The sequence below is a fragment of the Marinobacter sp. CHS3-4 genome, from assembly GCF_030053415.1.
In the GTDB taxonomy this organism is placed as follows: domain Bacteria; phylum Pseudomonadota; class Gammaproteobacteria; order Pseudomonadales; family Oleiphilaceae; genus Marinobacter.
In genome coordinates this window covers 802,982-820,856 of record NZ_JASGBJ010000001.1, presented here as the reverse complement: position 1 = coordinate 820,856, position 17,875 = coordinate 802,982, and the positions used below count along the sequence as shown (strand labels likewise).

Below are 17,875 nucleotides of genomic sequence, written 5' to 3'. Positions count from 1 at the left end.
ACGGACACTGGCCGTGAGTGGGTCAAATGTTTAGAATCCATCCTCCTGAATTCTCCCTCAAGGCGCAATTATGCTATTGGCCAGTCTCGCTATTCTCGCCGGCCTGATCCTTCTGGTCTGGAGTGCAGACCGTTTCATTGAAGGCGCTGCCGCCACCGCCAAACACCTGGGCATGCCATCGTTGCTTATCGGCATGGTCATCATCGGGTTTGGTACATCAGCACCGGAGTTGGCGGTATCAGCGATGGCAGCACTGGATGGAAATCCTGGCCTGGCCCTCGGTAATGCTTATGGCTCGAACATCACCAATATCGCAGTGATTGTGGGCGTAACAGCATTGATTGCCCCAATAACCGTCCATTCACAAATCCTGCGCAAAGAGATTCCCCTGCTGATTGCACTGACGGTCTTTGCCGGCGCCCAGTTGATCGATGGCGAGCTCAGCCAGCTGGATGGCTGGCTGTTATTGATTGTCTTCGCCGGGGTAATGGGCTGGTCCATCTATCAGGGCATTCGAGGCAAAGGCGACACGCTAGGCGGCGACGCAGACGCTGAGCTGATCGAACACCCCATGTCTCTCAACAAAGCACTGATGTGGCTGGTGGTGGGGCTTATATTGCTGTTGGTGAGTTCCCGGATGCTGGTCTGGGGAGCGGTGTTCATCGCCCAGAGCCTGGGCGTCAGTGACCTGATCATCGGCCTGACGATTGTCGCCATAGGCACCTCGCTGCCAGAGCTTGCCTCCGCATTGGCGGCGGTGAAAAAGAACGAGCACGATCTGATTCTGGGCAACATCATGGGCTCAGGCATTTTCAATACTCTGGCAGTGGTTGGCCTGGCCGCCAGCATTCATCCTCTGTCGGTTGATCCAGAAGTGCTGTACCGAGATTGGACAGTGATGATGGCGCTGACCCTTACCTTGCTGCTGATGGGCTTCGGGCTAAGTGGAAAATCCAGGGAAATCAGCCGCCGCGACGGGGCGATTCTGGTTGCAGCCTATGTGGGGTATGCCGGCTATCTGATGTCGACACTGGCGGGCTAGCGACGGCGATAGCCGGGGCTATTCCGGCTCACCGTTACCCAGCAGTTCCTCCATCGCGGATCGCACGCTGGTCATAACCTCTGCCAGGTCTTCTTTGGTTTTACCAACGGTATCAATGGGCTTGCCCACACGCATCTCAACCAACTGCCCCAGATTGATGTGCATGGTTCTGGCAGGCAGCACCCGCTGAATACCACGGATGGCGACAGGCAGAATCACTGCTTCGGTGTCCAGCGCCAGATGAAAGCAACCCTTTTTGAACGGCAGTAGATTTCCATCTGGAGATCGGGTCCCTTCCGGAGCCGCCCAGAGCACAATGCCGCTTTCCATCATTTCCTTCGCTTTGCGCAGATCCTGACGAGCCTGAGCCTGGCTGGAACGATCAATCGAGGGAAATTCCCCTGCCCGCATCGCCTGGCCCAACAGGGGAATCTTGAACAGTTCCTTTTTGGCCAGCATGCGGATCGAACCTGGCAAGGACACAAAGGTCACCGGGATATCGTAATGGCTGGCATGGGTGCACATGATGATATACCGCCGACCGTCACTGAAATCGGGCACCTCTCCCCTTACGGTCAGGCTGACACGAACCAGCCGCAACAGTGCCGCCGACCACTCACGACAGTATTTATCCACCATGCGGCGGTCGAGGCGACCGAACAGGGCGCGCAGCAACATAACGGCCGAGTAAAGCGCAGTCAGCCCCACGGTTCCCATGATGACACCAGCGCGTCTGAGAATCGTGGCCGACTCGCGCAGTGGATTGGTATTAAGGCGGATCATGATATTTCCAATTGGCATTAACGCGAAAGCTGCGCCAATTATAGCCTTTGCCCACCCACCGTAGAAAACCAGACAAAAGTACATTGCACAATTTTTGATCACAGACTATTGCTGTGGGAGGAATAAAAAAACAAGGAATAACCAATGCCAGCCCAACAAATCCCCAAAACGTTAAACACACTTCCTGAAAACCCGAGCCGTCGCCAGTTGTTGCTTGGCAGTGCAGGTGCCATGGCGGCTGTCAGCCTGCTGGGGTTCACTCCGTTGGCACGAGCAGATGCGCCATCCTCCTTGCCGGACTACGCGGCCTGGAAAGAGCAGAACGCGTTAATCATCCACAGCGCCAATACCATGGAAACGAAGCGCGGCGCGATCGGCAGTGGCGTCATCACGCCGAGTGACCGCCTCTTCATACGTAACAATCTGCCGCAGCCCAGTGAAAGCTACGTCGCCGACCGCGATGCCTGGGAAGTTACTTTCGAGGGCGTCAACAACCCCCGCACCCTGACCCTCGGAGAACTGAAGGAAATGGGGGTTGTCTCTACCGCGTCCGTACTTCAGTGCTCGGGCAATGGTCGCGCTTTCTTCCCGCATGGCGCGGGCGGCAGCCAGTGGTCTGTCGGTGCCGCCGGCTGTGTCATGTGGACCGGTGTTCCGGTGAAAACCGTAATTGAGGCGCTCGGCGGAATGAAATCCGGCGTCAAATACGTCACCAGCACCGGTGGTGAGATGCTTCCGGATGGCCTGGACCCGAAAAAAGTCATGATCGAGCGTTCGGTACCCACCCGCGCCCTGGAAGGTGCCATGCTGGCCTGGTCCATGAACGATGAAGACCTGCCCCTGACTCATGGCGGGCCCCTCAGAATGGTGGTTCCCGGCTTTTACGGTGTGAACAACGTTAAGTACGTCAAGAAAGTCGCTCTGACCGAAAACCAGACCGACGCCAAGATCCAGGCGACCAGCTACCGGATCAGGGAAGTGGGCAAGAAAGGCGACCCGGATCAGCCCTCCATGTGGGAAATGAACGTGAAATCCTGGGTCACAGCGCCGTTGGAAACCGCAAAATCAGGCCGCGTCATGATCTACGGGGTCGCATTTGGCGGAGCCAAATCCGTCAAGCAGGTGGAGGTATCCGTAGACGGGGGAAACAGCTGGAAAATGGCCAGATTCCTGGGACCCGACCTGGGTCCATATGCCTGGCGACCCTTCGTTATGGCAGCCGACCTTTCGGCAGGTGAGTTCCGTATTGTCAGCCGTGCAACCGATGTGGACGGCGAAATCCAGCCTAAAGGCCGGATCGACAACGAACGGGGCTATGGTCATAACGGCTGGGACGACCACGGTGTGACCGTCCAGGTGGGTTAAGCTGTCTCACAGAACAGGAATTGACTGAATGAAGCTCGCTGCAATCGTCGGCCTGACCGCCCTGATGTTCTCTCACGTCGCTGCAGCAGATGCGACGTTTGAGAAAGGCAAAAAAGTGTTTATGGAGGCCAAGCCGGCCTGCTCTGTGTGCCACACCCTGGCAGATGCCGGATCTGCCGGGCAGATTGGCCCGAACCTGGACGAGCTTGCTCCCAGCATGAAACAGGTGAAGGCGGCGGTGAGCAGCGGTGTCGGTGTCATGCCATCCTTCCAGGACTCATTGTCCTCAGATGATATCAACGCCGTCGCCCACTACGTTGCCAAAGTAACCGGCGGGGGGAAGTAGCCCGCCGTAGGTTACCCGGTTTCTCGAAAGGTCATCGCTACCGAGTTCAGGCAATACCGCTGTCCTGTCGGGGGCGGTCCGTCGGGGAAAACGTGCCCCAGATGACTGTCGCACCGAGGGCAGCGGACTTCAGTGCGCACCATTCCCAGACTCTTGTCCTCAATGTAACGAATATGGTCCGGATCAAACGGCTGGAAAAAACTAGGCCATCCGGTGCCCGACTCAAATTTGGAATCCGAACTGAACAACGGTAGATCGCACAGGCGACAGTCGTAGACGCCGGCTTTTTTATTGTCCAGCAAGGTGCCGCAGAAAGGCCGCTCGGTGCCGTGATCCAGAAGCACCCGGCGCTCTTCATCGGTTAAATGGGCCGCTTTTTCATTGATCTGGTCCTGGGTCAATGGTGCCAGGTCATATCCGGCTGCAGAGGTAGTCATAAGGGGCCTCAAGTGTTGTTGTCGTCGTATTCGGGTTTCAGGCGATCCGGGAAGTTATTCGCCAGTTTTTCCATCTTCGGTGCAGCTATAGCCATCACGTAAGGTTGATAAGGGTTCTTGGCCGCAAAGTTCTGGTGATAGGACTCGGCCGGGTGAAAACTCGTTAAGGGCTCCAGCGTCGTCACCAGAGGCTCCTTGTATACGCCCGCGTCATTAAGCAGGGCCAGATAGTGTTCAGCCACCCGCCTTTTGTCTTCGGTTTCGTAAAACACCACCGACCTGTACTGGGTGCCACGATCATTGCCTTGACGGTTCAATTGCGTGGGGTCATGGGCCACCGAGAAAAAGATCTTCAGCAGCTCACCAAAGCTCACTTTCGCCGGGTCATAGCTGACTTCCACCACTTCGGCATGGCCGGTCTGGCCGGAACAGACGTCGCGGTAGTTCGCCGTTTCCGGGGATCCACCCGCATAGCCGGAGACCACACCAGTCACCCCGTCGACGGCCAGGAAAACCGCTTCGACACACCAGAAACAGCCCCCGCCCAGAACCGCGCGCTGCTCGCCGGACTGATCCGTCAGGTCATGCTCCGGATCGGGAAAGCGACTCACTGGGACATTCATTCCGGGTATATCACAAGACGTTGCCATAGCCACCTCTGGTTATTTGATCAGAATACTAACAGGCCAAACAGGCCGCTCAGGATTGCCAGCAGCCACACCGGCACTTTCCAGATGGTCAGCGCCATCCAGACCAACAGCACAAAACCCACCGACGCAGACGATGTGATGGCAGACGTCCACACCGGATCGTACAGGGCCGACAGCAGCAGGCCGACGACACCGGCGTTGACCCCCGCCAGCGCGTTACGGGCCTGTTCGTGTCTGCGCACATAGTGCCATAGGGGCAGACCTGCAAACACCAGCAGAGTTCCTGGTAGAAACACGGCAACGACCGCGACGGCAGAACCCATCCAGCCATTCTGCACACCGCCTAAAAACGCCGAAAAGCTGAACAGGGGACCCGGCATGGCCTGTGCCGCACCATAGCCCGCCAGGAAGGTATCAGCAGGCATTGATCCTGAGGCCACAAAGCCCTCTTCCAACCAGGGCAGCACCACATGCCCGCCACCGAACACCAGGGCACCGGCGCGGTATAGCTCGGCCGCCAGTGACGACATCGATCCGTCGCTCCACGGCCCAATGGTCAATGCAAGCAACCCCAGAAAAACCCCAAAAAATATCATTGGTTTGCGGGTTTTCAGGGGCAAATCCAGATCGGCTGTGCGCTGATCCGATGTGTCGCTACCCAACTTCAGCTGTGCACCTGCAACCCCTGCCAAGACCAGCGCGAGCGCCTGCATCCACAGACTGCCAGCCACCAGCAGCAACGCTGCCACCACCAATGCAACCGCTCGCCGCGAGCCATCGGGGCAAAGTTTTGTGCCCATCTGCCAGACGGCCTGGGCCACCACAGCAACCACGAACAGTTTCAGCCCGACCACCCAGCCGCCGGCGCTGGCTTCTGGCCAGAGCGCAAGCCCGGATGCGAACAGCGCCATAATCACCGCCGAAGGCAAAGTAAACCCCAACCAGGCCGCCATCGCCCCGGCATACCCGCCACGCAGATAGCCCAGCGCCAGCCCAACCTGACTGGACGCCGGGCCCGGCAGTAACTGGTTCAGTGCCACCAACTCAGCGTAGGCCTGCTCCGTCAACCACCGACGGCGCTGCACAAACTCATCGTGAAAGAAGCCCAGGTGCGCTACCGGCCCGCCAAACGACGTCAGCCCCATACGCAGAAACAGCAAAAAAACCGACCAGGCCGAACCTGCTTCCCTGAATTGCTCGTCAGCCTGGCTCATCGATCAGGTCATTCCGCCACGAGTGAGTTTCAATGGGTCCATCAGTTCTTCGAGTCTTGCACGGCTCAGGCCACTTCGCTCTTCGGCCACATCAATCACCGGTCGCCCGGTTTTATAGGCTTCTTTCGCGATGTCCGAAGCCAGGGCGTAACCAATTTCCGGATTCAGTGCCGTTACCAGCACCGGGTTCTTGCCAACACCTGCATTTAGATTATCGGCATTCACGGTGAAGTCCCGAATCGCCTTGTCTGCCAGCATATTCATGGCATTGCCCAACAGCTCGATCATGTCCAACAGATTGCTGCCCACCAGAGGCAGCATCACATTGAGCTGAAAATTCCCGGACTGACCAGCGATCGCGTTGGTGCTGTCCAGACCCATCACCTGGGCGCTGGCCATGGCGACAGACTCAGGAATTACCGGGTTCACTTTGCCCGGCATAATACTGCTACCCGGCTGCAGGGCAGGCAGGCTGATTTCAGCCAATCCGTGAATCGGGCCACTGTTCATCCAGCGCAGGTCGTTGGCAATCTTGGTCAGCACCATGGCCAGCCCGCGAAGCTGGGATGACAGATTCACAGGCCCATCAATGGCGCTCTGACCAACAAATTTGTGGTCCAGCGATTGGAAACTGTAGCCCGTTTTCTCTTTCAGATACTTTACGAACTGTGGCGCAAATTCCTCTGGCGCGTTGACGCCGGTGCCAACCGCAGTACCACCCTGGGGCAGGGCCAGTAATTCATCGGTCGCGCTGTCCAGTCGCTTTTCCACCGCCAGCAACTGTTCCCGCCAGGTTCGCAGTTCCTGACCCAGAGTCACAGGCATGGCGTCCATCAAATGGGTTCGCCCGGTTTTCACCTGTTCGCCGAACAGCCCTTCACGCTCGTAAATCACGCCACAAAGGTGGGTCAGTGCGGGCAGCAGGCGCTCCTGGACACCCGCTATGGCACTGACATGAATGGCCGTCGGGATCACATCATTGGAACTCTGGCTCATATTGACGTGATCGTTGGGGTTCACGTCTACGCCGTCCTGCTTGGCCAGCGCGGAGATCACCTCGTTGACGTTCATGTTGGTGCTGGTGCCAGACCCGGTCTGGTAACGATCCACTGGAAACTGGTCGTTGAATTCACCGGCAATGATGCGATCCCCGACCTCACTGATGGCATCGCGTTGCGGCACATCCAGCAATCCAAGACTGGCATTGGCGTCAGCGGCCGCCTGTTTGATTCTGACGACCGCTGCAATAAAGGCAGGAGGCATTGGCAAGCCGCTGACGGGAAAATTATTCACGGCGCGCTGGGTCTGCGCACCCCACAGTGCATTTGCGGGTACATGTACCTCGCCAAGGCTGTCTTTCTCTGTGCGAAAGTCCGTCATTACATCCTCCATGCGTTGGGTGATTCCAGGCAAACCTGGGTCACCACTGTATTGGATACCCGCAGTCTAGCCCAAGTTGCTTAACGGCTCATTCAGCCCACCCCCTGATAGACAGCGCTGAAACGAGCGTAAGACATTCCTACAGGCAGGCCAGCTATTCGTTGATATACTCAACGCGAAAACTGCCATTCAGGACGGAATCTGATGCCCTCAGAACCAGCTGCGCCCGTGATCCTGCGATACGAACACACTTCAGATCTGGACGCATTTCAGTCGGTGTTTGCCGGCGCTTTCGACATTATTCCATGCCGGACAGACGAAGAAGCCAGACACCGTATCGACCACGCCCCGCAGGCTCCCGCCGCACTGGTGATGATTCAGCCTTCGCTTCGCAATCTGGGCAAATCCGAGCTTTTGGCCCAAGCATCCAATGCGGGCTGTTTCAGGATACTGATCAGCGACCAGTTGGCGCTGGATGACATCGTTCACTTGTTAGACGAACGGGTCATCGATCGCTGCTACGAACGTCCCTGGGACGAAAAACGCCTGCGCACGGATCTGTTCACCGCCACCATGGGCGTGGGTATCCGTGATCGGAGCGAGCCTGCCGCCCATGAGGCTCCTGCCGCCGATCACACGGAATCGCGCCCGCTGGTATTGATTGTCGACGACGAAACCGCCGCCACCAAATACCTGAGCAAACAGCTTCTTCGTATGCAGGAGCGATTCGGCGTTCGCTGCGCCGCCAGCGCGGACGAGGCCCTGAACATTCTGCGGAACGAAGGCGACCGGATTGCGGTCCTGATGACCGATCAGCGCATGCCAGGCATGAAGGGCGACCAGCTGATCAGCGAGCTGCGGCAATCCTACCCTTACATCACTCGCATTCTGACCTCTGCCTACGGCGAGCTGGACGTGGCGCTGGGCGCGGTCAATGAGGGCCGCATTTTCGGCTACGAGAAAAAGCCCTGGAACGCCGCCAATCTACGGCCGGTTCTTGAGGACGCCATTGCCCAGCATTTCAGGCTAAAAGCCCAGGCTGCCAGCCGCCAGGTACAAACATCCAGCAGTTTCCAGTCTTCTCGCGAGAGACGCCGTACCCGGCTGATGGAGGCCCTGGCCGACCCGGCGCCTCAGGCCCTGGCCACGGCGGAAGTGATCGACCGGTTTCTCTCGACACTGGAAACCATCCATACGCTCAATCCGGGCAAAGCCCATCTTCGTGCCCTGGAACTGCCAGAGCTCGATCAAGCCCTGATTCGTGGCCTGCGTGTGGAAGTCACTTCATTGACCTCTCCGGAGAACGGCACCCGGGAATTCCATGGCCATGAGATTCCTGCCGCCATCCCTGAAGCCCTGGCGACCCTGCTGACCGCATCAGGATTAACCACCCGAAGCCTGGAAATCACTGAATCTGACCAGGCACTGACCATCGCCTCTGGCCCGGATCAACCGCTAAGAATGTACAGCCACCTGTTGTCACCGCTGACCGGTGTGTCCAACCCACTGCTGGAGCAACAGGGCGCGCTGCTGGCATTGTTTATCTGGGCAGACCGGCTGGGTGGCCACCTGAACATTCATGGTGGACAACACAGCTTCGGGCTAACGCTTTCCCTGCCCTCCCGTAAGTCAGCCAGATCGTTGGAGGATCATAACGCGTGAGCTCTGACGATATCCGGTTGTACGTCACGATCGATAAACGCCTGTTCCGGGACGCCCTGCTGTACCAGCTGTTGCTGGAAGACACCGTGGATCTGGTGGGGGAGTCTGCCACCGGAGTCGACACCCTGAACCAGCTTCCAACGGCCGCGCCAAACGTGCTTATCATTGAGGAAGCACTGACTGACAACGATGGCCTGACCATCTCCGAGGTAGCGCTTTCTCAACAACCGGCACTGCGAATACTGCTGTTAGTGGACAAACCGGTATCGCCAGCACGCCTGGCCATCTACCTGGATGCCGGCATCAAGGCGGTGATTGCCAAGTCCCAGCCGGTACAGGAATTGATTCAGGCCCTGGGCTACATCCGCCAGGGGCAGGTGTATGTGGATGCAGCATCTTATACAACCGCCAGTGAAAACCCGGACCACGCATTACACGCTTTCAAGTCCCTGTCTGCCCGTGAACAGGAAGTGGCCCGGCTGATGGCAGATCGGGTGGCCGTCAAAGCCATTGCTGAACGCCTTGGCGTGTCCTATAAAACCGTCCATTCCTACAAAGACCGGATATTCGTCAAAATGGGTTTCGAAAGGGTGCCAGACCTGATGTTGTTCATGAAGCGATTCCGCAACCGGATTGATCTATGAACCTGCTTAATGGCCTGGAACAGATCCGCCAGTTACCGCCAAGAAAACAGCGCCAGTTCGAACGGTTTTTTAACGCTCAGTCCCGCTTCCGTTTTCTGCCCGTTTTCGCCGATGTATCGCTGCTACTGACCCTGATCGGCACCCTGGCCCACATTCTGATGCGATCGGCCGAGGTGGGTTTTGCCAATGTACCGCCTTTGAATTTCGTCTATCTGGCGATCCTGGGGAGTTTTATTGCTGCCCACCGCTTCAAGGCCATTCGATACCGCACGCCGCTGATCATGTATCTGGTGTTTTTTAACATGGCGATCTTCAGCTACCTGGCCTTTATCGAACGTGGCGGTGATGTCATCCCCATCATAGGGCTGCACTTTTTCCTCAGTTTTATCGGCATTGTCACTCTATCCTTGTTTCACACTGGCATCATGATCGCTTGTAACCTGCTGATGTTGTTCGTGTCTTCCTGGATTGCCGCACTGGGGGATAGCCGGGCCGCCGACGTCATCGTCGAGGCCGTGCTGTTGAACTGGCTGGTGCTCATGTGCCTGGTGATTGCGCCGCTGTCGGCCATATTCTTCAACCGCTTCATTCGCAACATCCTGGCATTGCAGTATCTGTTGCACGACAGGAACCAGCTGCTGACACGCACCTTTCGCGCCCTCAAATCCACCGAGGAACAACTGATCCAGCAGCAGAAACATCAAGCGCTCAGCCACATGGCAAAAGGTCTGCTGCATGAAATCATGAATCCGGTGAACTGTTCGATTCAGGCGTTGAGCTACGCCCGTGACGTCAATTCCGAACCAGACGTCGCCGAAGCCATCAACGACGCCGCCCTCCACCAGAACCGTATTGCCGACATCGTGTCAGACCTGATCGAGTTTTCTTTGCCTCACCCGGAAAACACCAAAGAGACCGTCCCCCTTGCAGAACTGGTGCAGACCGCGGGGCGATTCTGTCGCAACCGGCTTCGGGGCATTGACCTTCTGGTACAGATCCCCGACACCCTGATGGTTCCCTGCTACGCCTCGGCGTTGACCCAGGTGTTCGTAAATCTGTTCCTCAACTCGGCTTCTGCCTTGCAGTGCAGAAGCGGCCAGCACCTCAGAGCCATCGAAGTAACAGCGCTGCCGCAGGGCCGCACCCTGATCATCGACGTGCAGGACAACGGTTGTGGCATCGCCAGAGAAGATCTGCAGAAACTGGCCGATCCTTTTTATAGCACCAGCGAATCCGGCGAAAACCTGGGGCTTGGGCTGAGTATCTGTCAGACCATTATGAGGCATCATGACGGCAGCATGACCATCGACAGTGAGCCGGGCCACTGGACGCGGGTGACACTAACGCTGCCTGCCCAGAGCTGACGATGCCGTCAGAATCTCAGCTGGGCGCGAACGGTTACCGCGTCACCTTCCGGGTTGGCCATTAGTGAATTGCCCCGAATGCGGGGGATCAGGTAGTTCACGCGAATCAGGGCCGTTGTGCGCCAGTAATAGTTTATTCCCAGCACGGCCACGCTGGCCTCAGCACCCACGCCACGCTCACGGGCATCCACGCCGGACCAGCGAGCGACCAGCTCCACCGCACCGGCTTCCCGTTTTGGCTCGACGCGATCAAACTCGCCGTTGTCGTAAGCACGGTGCTCCCCCGTCAGCAACCACCCGGCCTGCACGTAGCCGCCGGCAAACTGCCAGACATCGCCATTGGTCTGCGACACCCGCTGGCCCATGGCTTCTGCCGTTAAGGTCGCCGGGCCATAGCTCCAGGCCAGTTCGCTTCCAAAAAGGGAGAGGTGATCGGCGTCAAACCGTGGGCTTCGAATCACGTTATCTGCGGTGTAAACCTCGGCCTCATCCTTGATCTGAAAGCGCTCACCCCGTAGATCTCGTCGGGAGGCCGCCAGCCCCAGATGGACGACCTGATCATCGGATCTCACAGGCGCATAGGTGACTCGGCCGGTCACTGCCCGAGGCGCAGTGTCGTCTTTTTCTTCCCGAAACACGCCCAAAGCCCAGGTATAGGTTTTCTTGAAACGACCTAACATGAAACCCTGTGAACGCCCCGGGGCAAATGCATTGGTGGCCAGCGAACGTTCGTTGGTCATCAATGAGGAATAGCCGCCCAGGCGCTCGAAGCCGAACGGTTCTTTCATCTGCCCGACCTTAATATCCGCCCCATCAAAACCGTCATACTCCAGCCACAGGTCTTTAATTTCACGGGCCTGATCCTCGCCGTCATCCTGAAAGTCACCATCGATCTGCAGGGTCCAATCCTTACCATAGGTGAACTCAAGCCCGAGCTTGAGCTTGCGAATCACGGTTTCTGAGTTGGACGCATCACCGTCCTCGTTCCAGAAGGCGCCATAATCTTCGGTGCCCACCACGGCATAACCACCAACTTCCGCGCCGAATTCGCTGGCCAGTGTCGGCATCTGGAAAAAGAAACTGATCGTCAACCAGAAAACCAGCCAACCCCAGCGCAGGTCCTCCCTCATGATTCCGCCTCCGTGCGGTAATGCATGCGCAACTCGGCGGTGTCACGCAGAAAGCTGATGGACACAACATCCACACGGGTCACGTCCAGCCCGGTGCGCTGGCGCAGGTCTTCGATCAGCTGTGGCCGGTTGTCCTGATGAATCAGGTCGATGCGCTCGTACTCCACGGTTTTTTCCCCATGCAGAGGCAGCAAAAACCGGGTTTCCAGCACCAGCGCCGCCAGGATGATCAGCGCATTCATCGCCACCAGGAACACGTGGGCCATGGTGCCCACCGCAGCCAGCAAGGCCATCGCAATGACCAGGAACAGGTAGGTCATCTCTTTGATGCCCAACGCCTCAGTGCGGTAACGCAGCATTGAGAACACCGCAAACAGGCCAAACGCAAAGCCCATGGACACGGTGACCGAGTGGAGTAATGCGGTAACCAGAAATACCCCGACGCCAAACAGCATGAATGACGCTGCATTGTCCCGGTGTTTCGAAAACGCGTAATAACAGCGAATCAGAATACAGACCGAGACCAGATTGATGATCAGGCGAACGAGAAAATGGGTATCGACGGTCGATTCCATGACGGCTCCTTGAACTGACTGACAGTGCGGGACAGCTTGCCCAACACCGGTTTGAAACGATTGGTTTTGACCTGCTCCGGCGCCAGAAGCGCTGTACCAACGCAGTATTTGCTGAACGCCAGCGGCCGATAGCCCAGCAACTTCAGGCGCATGCCCAGGGGCGAGTCAGGAAGCAGCAGAGGCGACTTGAGCTCCAATACAGCCAATCCTGGAAGCGTGCGGCGCTTGCCATTCAGGGCAGACAGAAACGCAAGATCGGTATCCACCGTGACCCGCTCGCAGCTGGTGCGATTCATCAGCGTGGTGCGCCGGTAATGAACAAAAAGAGCCGGCGACATCCGTGTCGCCGACAGGCCCAAAACATCCCTCAGGATTGGCTGCAACTGGCCAGCCTGCTGCTGACCGGAATTCGGAAAGGTATTCAGTAAGCGGCGTTCCTTGATCGTCCTGCCCTTGTTGTTCTTGCGCTTGACTTCAAGGAACGCGGCATCGGAATCCCGGTAGTGGCGAATGCGCACTTTCATGCGGTTGAGCTTACCGTTGTGGTGATCCCGATAGAGCTGTCGATCCGGTGTATCGAAGTACAGCGTGTCGTAGGCCATCTGCCGCAAGCCGCCCATTTCCAGCACCGAATAGTGCTCTGACAGGCCGCCCAGGCACTGGACCAGACGATCCACCGGCACCAGAAACTTGGTGTCCACCCGGTCCATCAGCGCGGCTGCGGATTGATCGTCCAGACTGTGACCGGAGAACGCACTCAGCATGGCCGGCCAGCTCATTCCACATACCCCGGCAGGTACTCCAACGTCAGATCCATGGAAAACGCGAGCTCCGAGACTGCCCCGCCATCCATAACCACGGTATCTACCGTAATAGTGCCCGTAGCACCGGTCGCCATGGAAATCACGTCACCGGGCTGAGATTCATCCACTTCGAACAGCAACACATTGGTGGCAAATCCATGCAGCTTGTGGGTGCCCGGCACAAAATCGGTCTCCTCGATGAATACCTGCATGGCGTAGGGCTTGAACCCGTTCAAAGAATCCGCGCCAATGAGCAGCACTTCCATCACCGCCGGTGACGATTCGGTGTTGCGGTTGATCACGATGCTATCCACTTCAAACGCCGCAAAGGTCATGCTGGCATTCACCGACTGACCACCGGGTAACTGGAATTGATAGACCCCGGTGTCAGTGCCGCCATCGACACTCACAGTGGCGGTCAGGGGCGTGGTCACTGGTGCAGAGCAATCCGGCTCAACATCGTCCAGAGGATCAGGCTGACCTTCCGGTATCGAGCCCGCCAGTGCCGCCAGAATGGTTTCCCGCTGGGATCGCTGATAATCCGGATCGGCCGGTTCACCTTTCCCCAGAAGGAAGTTCTCCAGGCTGGCGACGTCCGCCGCCGGGGTTCCGGTCAGAGCCATCACCCGGTCAATCTCATCGGTGATGGCACTCTCATCCCAGTGATTCGCCAGAAGGTCTTGCAGGGCAGCCGTATAGGCATCTTTCATCGCGGGGATGTTGTAAAGACGCTCGGCCAGGTTCAGGTTTCGATACAGCGGCCCGGTCCCGGGTTTCAGCGGGTGGGTGCCGCGAAAAGCGGTGTCGGCGCCCCAGGGAATAAAGTGGAACAGACCGTCCTCGGGTGATCGATAGATGTAATAGTTGTTGGCATTGCCACTGGCAGAATCCCAGGCGCCCAGAAGAGTTTCCATGGCCCAGAATTCAATGAATTCATCCAGATCAATCAGCTGTGGCAGCACATTCATCAACTCGGTATCGTTCAGCGCCATGGCATCCGCCAGGGCTGCGAGGTCCGTGCGATCGTCCTCTTTCTCGTTGGTCTTCTTCTCGAAGCGGTCAATCAGATAGGTGCCAAAATCGGCCTGTTGGGCTTCGTAAAGGTTGCCGTCGTCATCACCAAAGGTGCGAGCCAGAAAAGGCTTTTTTATGGGCTCAACGTTGGTGAAGATGCCCAGCTCCTCGCCGTTCACTGATACCCGGGCGTAGTTGCAACGGGGCGCCGCAACGCCGATGTCGCGAAATCGCTCGTAAGCCAGACACTGACGCAGGTTGGAGGGGTCCTGACGATTGTTGTTCAGGGTCATCCGCGTGGTGTTCTGGTAGGTGCGGCCTTCCTGACGGTCGTCAAAGTCCAGCTTCAGAGATGGAAGGTCCGGGCTGAGCGAGCCCATGTAGCCCTTTTTCCGCACATTGACGTTACGCATGGTGTCGCCGTCAATGGTGACCGTGGCAGGAAACTCCGTGTATTCAAAACCCGGAATGCATTCACGGGAAACACCTGCCAGGGTGCGGGCTTCGGACTTGAGCTTACGATAATTGCTGCTCGACAGAGTGATGGCCACATCCACCAACCGTTCGGAATCATAAAAATCCCCATCGCCGCCAATGTTGACCGGCTCTACGGGCGCGTCGAAATCCGAACCGCTGGACTCGGTGGTGCCACCGCCTCCACCGCAACCCGCAAGAAAACTGATCAGCAAAAACCCAATAAACGCCTGAATCCGACCGAAGAACATCCTGAATGTCATACTCAATCCCCACTGCTCGACCACATGGTCAGAAATGAATGTTGGGGATCAGTATCTCGGGTGGTTACGGGGGCGTCTGTAGGACGGTCTGACAGCGGCTAGTTCGTCAGACGTTCTGCGAGGATTCTGCTTTTTTGCGGACAAGCGATTGCTCGTTTTCCAGGAAACGACGCTTGCGCTCCAGCCCCCATCGATACCCACCGAGGCCGCCATCACTTCTTAACACCCGATGGCAAGGAACCAGGACAGCGACCCTATTTCGGCCACAGGCCGACGCCACCGCTCTCACGGATCTGGGGCGACCTATGCCTTCGGCCAGCTGACTGTAGCTAATAGTGTCACCTTCCTGAATGGACAGCAGGTACCGCCAAACCTGCATCTGAAAGGCGGTGCCTCTGAGGTCCAGCGGCAAATCTGGTCTTGGGCCCCGTGACGACAGGTAGGTATCAAGCGCCGTCATCCATTCGTCCATCTCAGGGCTCTGGGTTGCGCGTGAGGATACAAAATGCGCACGGGGGAATTCAGTTTTCAGTTGATCAAGCAATGCCTCCGGCCCATCGCCAAATTCTGCAAAACAAATGCCTCGATCGGTGGCTGCCAGCATCAACCAGCCGGCCACGGTTTTTCGGCAGGCGTGCACAATACTTTCACCCTCACCACGCTCTCTGTAGGCACTTGCGGACATACCCACCTGGCGACTGGGTTCACCATAAAAGCGGCTGACCGAACCGAACCCGGCGGAATAGATAGCGTCCGTCACTGGGGAACCCTGTTTGAGCTCGGATTTCAGTCGGCGCATCCGAATTGAATCCTGATAGGCTTTGGGCGACAACCCGAATACCTGTTTGAACGTTTTCTGTAATCGGGAGGGGGACAGCCCGGCCAGTTCGCCGAGATCGTTCAAACGCAGAGGTTCTTCGGCGTGACGCTCGATGTAACGTGCAATGGCGGCCATTCGGTCGGTGTCTGAATCCGGCAATCTCGCCATCTCGAAGCTCCGAAAGGGTTTAGGGTTGCCATCCACTATGCCGCGTCAAAAACAGCGTCGCCATCCGATTCTTGCCAAGGGGATGGTTAAACCGGAAAGGCGTCCAGCTCTTGCAAACAATCAGACAAAAAGCGTGCGGGATCCTGCATGACGGCTTCATCCGCCACCACACCAAATTGTACCTGGCCTGAATAACTGACAATGCTGACCCCTAGCCCGATATCCCCTGCCTGGGGCACCCAGAACATCTGCTCGGTGATGCGACAGCCTGCCAGGTAGCGCGGCTCGCGGGTGCCCGGAACGTTGGAAACCACAGCACTGGCTTTGCGGTAGAACAGTTCAGCCACAGGCTGGCGCCAACTTTCCGGAATCATTGAGGCGGCTCCGGTCAACGCCCAGGACAAACCGGGCTGCCAGCTCTTTTTGAGCTTGCGGGTTTCGTGCTTGATGCGAAACAGGCGCTCCAGCGGGCTTTCACCATCGACCGGAAGTGGAACGAAGACGGTACCAAAGTAATTTCCAAGCGCGCTTTCATCTGGCTTGATGTCATCTGGCAGTCGGCCGCGGATATCGACGGGTACTGCGGCATGAAGCACCGCCTCGCCCAGTTCCGAGTTCTCTTCCTGCAAATGTTTTCTGACCGCAGAAGCGACGCACCCAAGCAGCACATCATTGATTTTGACACCGGTGGTTTCAGCAATCCTCCGGAAGCGGCTCAGCTCCACAGGAACGGACCATCGGCACTGCCGACGGCCCAGCAGCGCGCGCTTAAGAGCGGAACGCGTATCCTCCGGCTCGACCAGAAACTGGCTAAGCTCATTGACCAGTTTCATGCTCTTCCAGGCCGCGCGTTCGAGTGCATTGCGCGAATCGGTGGCACCGTCAGGCCTGATAGCGTCCGGTGCATCGTCGGCCGGATCTTCTGCGGCCACCAATTCGGTCAGCCAGGCGCTAGCCGCCTGCCGCCATCGCCCCAGGTCCGCTTTCTCCCTGGCGCCATAAACAACCGGCGCCTGTTGCGGCGAAGGCGGGCATAAACGCTCGAACACACCCATCAACGAAAGGCCATCGGCGTAACAGTGATGAACCCTGAGCAGCAGTACCGCGCCACCCTCGGCACCCGGCACCAGCCAGAATTTCCAGAGCGGCCGATACGTGGGCAACGGCTGATTCAGGCGAGCGGATACCCAATCCTGTAACGCGGCCTCATCAAACTGGCCCGGTACCACTTCAAGATGATGTTCGAGAGAGAACACCGGATCCTCTTCCCACCACCAACCGGGCGCACGACGCACCGGCATAAAGCGGAAGCGTTGCCATGCCATCCAGTAGATTCGGAGGAACTCCCGGAACCGGGCTTCGGTCAGGTCTTGCACCCGCAGCATGACCGTGATGGTCATGGGGTTTTCGGGCCGCTCGAGAGCAAGCCATGCCGAATCCACAGGCAACAGGAGATGCGATTCCGTTTGACTCAAACCTGTGTATCCCCGGCCAGATGCAGCAAATTAAAAAACGATATAAAGAACTCCGCATTGTGCCAGACATACCCGTCGGGCTCCATAAAGTCCGAACCAGGCAAGAACAAACATGGTTACAAAACGTTACACGAATTTAACCCTGCCTCCGTATACTCAAAGTAAGAGCCATTGGCCCTGAATAGCCGTAAAAATAATACTTGTTGCCAATACGCGAGCGGCCGTGAAAGGGTAATAGTAAAACCAGCATGGACACACACCACTAC

General features: G+C 57.5%; 17 protein-coding genes. 6 read left to right on the top strand and 11 right to left on the bottom strand.

Translation table 11 applies throughout. The features are described 5' to 3' along the window. The first annotated feature begins 70 nt into the window (after window positions 1-70). On the top strand, window positions 71-1,042 hold the full coding sequence (locus QLQ17_RS03805; RefSeq protein WP_283208208.1) for a calcium/sodium antiporter: 972 nt from the start codon (window positions 71-73) through the stop codon (window positions 1,040-1,042). A gap of 18 nt (window positions 1,043-1,060) precedes the next feature. Here QLQ17_RS03805 and QLQ17_RS03800 read toward each other — a convergent pair whose 3' ends face one another. Next, on the bottom strand, window positions 1,061-1,825 hold the full coding sequence (locus tag QLQ17_RS03800) for a lysophospholipid acyltransferase family protein (RefSeq protein WP_283208207.1): 765 nt from the start codon (window positions 1,823-1,825) through the stop codon (window positions 1,061-1,063). 144 nt (window positions 1,826-1,969) lie between these two features. Here QLQ17_RS03800 and sorT point away from each other — a divergent pair, with 144 nt between their 5' ends. Beyond that, complete coding sequence (gene sorT / locus QLQ17_RS03795; RefSeq protein ID WP_283208206.1) at window positions 1,970-3,190, top strand: SorT family sulfite dehydrogenase catalytic subunit; 1,221 nt, start codon at window positions 1,970-1,972, stop codon at window positions 3,188-3,190. 28 nt (window positions 3,191-3,218) lie between these two features. Next, window positions 3,219-3,536, top strand: coding sequence for a SorU family sulfite dehydrogenase c-type cytochrome subunit (sorU, locus tag QLQ17_RS03790; RefSeq protein ID WP_283208205.1), 318 nt, complete (start codon window positions 3,219-3,221; stop codon window positions 3,534-3,536). Window positions 3,537-3,547: 11 nt separating this feature from the next. Here the strand turns inward: sorU and msrB are convergent, their stop codons facing one another. Genes msrB through QLQ17_RS03770 form a run of 4 tightly spaced genes read right to left on the bottom strand, consistent with a single transcriptional unit; the run spans window position 3,548 to window position 7,217 of the window. Then, window positions 3,548-3,973 (bottom strand): peptide-methionine (R)-S-oxide reductase MsrB, encoded by a 426-nt coding sequence (gene msrB / locus QLQ17_RS03785; protein ID WP_283208204.1) that lies wholly within the window; start codon window positions 3,971-3,973, stop codon window positions 3,548-3,550. An 8-nt stretch (window positions 3,974-3,981) separates the two neighbouring features. Continuing rightward, window positions 3,982-4,623, bottom strand: a complete 642-nt coding sequence (gene msrA / locus QLQ17_RS03780; protein WP_283208203.1) for a peptide-methionine (S)-S-oxide reductase MsrA — start codon at window positions 4,621-4,623, stop codon at window positions 3,982-3,984. Between the two features lie 20 nt (window positions 4,624-4,643). Then, window positions 4,644-5,837 carry a chromate efflux transporter gene (gene chrA / locus QLQ17_RS03775; RefSeq protein ID WP_283208202.1) on the bottom strand — a complete coding sequence of 398 codons (1,194 nt, stop codon included), beginning with the start codon at window positions 5,835-5,837 and terminating at the stop codon, window positions 4,644-4,646. Between the two features lie 3 nt (window positions 5,838-5,840). Next, entirely contained in the window at window positions 5,841-7,217 is a 1,377-nt protein-coding gene (locus QLQ17_RS03770; RefSeq protein WP_283208201.1) for a class II fumarate hydratase, read from the bottom strand. 204 nt (window positions 7,218-7,421) lie between these two features. Here QLQ17_RS03770 and QLQ17_RS03765 point away from each other — a divergent pair, with 204 nt between their 5' ends. From QLQ17_RS03765 to QLQ17_RS03755, 3 genes are read left to right on the top strand one after another with little or no spacing between them, the layout of a single operon-like run. Next, on the top strand, window positions 7,422-8,879 hold the full coding sequence (locus QLQ17_RS03765) for a response regulator (protein ID WP_283208200.1): 1,458 nt from the start codon (window positions 7,422-7,424) through the stop codon (window positions 8,877-8,879). Next, complete coding sequence (locus QLQ17_RS03760) at window positions 8,876-9,523, top strand: response regulator transcription factor (RefSeq protein ID WP_283208199.1); 648 nt, start codon at window positions 8,876-8,878, stop codon at window positions 9,521-9,523. Before QLQ17_RS03765 ends, QLQ17_RS03760 begins: the two co-directional genes overlap by 4 nt. Then, entirely contained in the window at window positions 9,520-10,887 is a 1,368-nt protein-coding gene (locus tag QLQ17_RS03755; protein ID WP_283208198.1) for a sensor histidine kinase, read from the top strand. Before QLQ17_RS03760 ends, QLQ17_RS03755 begins: the two co-directional genes overlap by 4 nt. A gap of 8 nt (window positions 10,888-10,895) precedes the next feature. Here the strand turns inward: QLQ17_RS03755 and QLQ17_RS03750 are convergent, their stop codons facing one another. The 6 genes from QLQ17_RS03750 to QLQ17_RS03725 form a co-directional block, all read right to left on the bottom strand. Beyond that, window positions 10,896-12,017: an OprO/OprP family phosphate-selective porin gene (locus tag QLQ17_RS03750; RefSeq protein WP_283208197.1), complete on the bottom strand. Its 1,122-nt coding sequence runs from the start codon at window positions 12,015-12,017 to the stop codon at window positions 10,896-10,898. Next, on the bottom strand, window positions 12,014-12,592 hold the full coding sequence (locus QLQ17_RS03745) for a DUF4956 domain-containing protein (RefSeq protein ID WP_283208196.1): 579 nt from the start codon (window positions 12,590-12,592) through the stop codon (window positions 12,014-12,016). The genes QLQ17_RS03750 and QLQ17_RS03745 overlap by 4 nt, the downstream gene beginning before the upstream one ends. Continuing rightward, complete coding sequence (locus QLQ17_RS03740) at window positions 12,553-13,371, bottom strand: polyphosphate polymerase domain-containing protein (protein ID WP_283208195.1); 819 nt, start codon at window positions 13,369-13,371, stop codon at window positions 12,553-12,555. Before QLQ17_RS03740 ends, QLQ17_RS03745 begins: the two co-directional genes overlap by 40 nt. After that, window positions 13,368-15,146 (bottom strand): CotH kinase family protein, encoded by a 1,779-nt coding sequence (locus QLQ17_RS03735; protein WP_283208194.1) that lies wholly within the window; start codon window positions 15,144-15,146, stop codon window positions 13,368-13,370. The genes QLQ17_RS03740 and QLQ17_RS03735 overlap by 4 nt, the downstream gene beginning before the upstream one ends. Window positions 15,147-15,252: 106 nt before the next feature. Beyond that, the gene (locus tag QLQ17_RS03730) at window positions 15,253-16,134 is read right to left on the bottom strand and encodes a bifunctional transcriptional activator/DNA repair enzyme AdaA (protein WP_283208193.1); all 882 of its coding nucleotides are present in this window, start codon (window positions 16,132-16,134) and stop codon (window positions 15,253-15,255) included. An 86-nt stretch (window positions 16,135-16,220) separates the two neighbouring features. Continuing rightward, window positions 16,221-17,609 carry a wax ester/triacylglycerol synthase family O-acyltransferase gene (locus QLQ17_RS03725; protein WP_283208192.1) on the bottom strand — a complete coding sequence of 463 codons (1,389 nt, stop codon included), beginning with the start codon at window positions 17,607-17,609 and terminating at the stop codon, window positions 16,221-16,223. Window positions 17,610-17,875 lie beyond the last annotated feature (266 nt).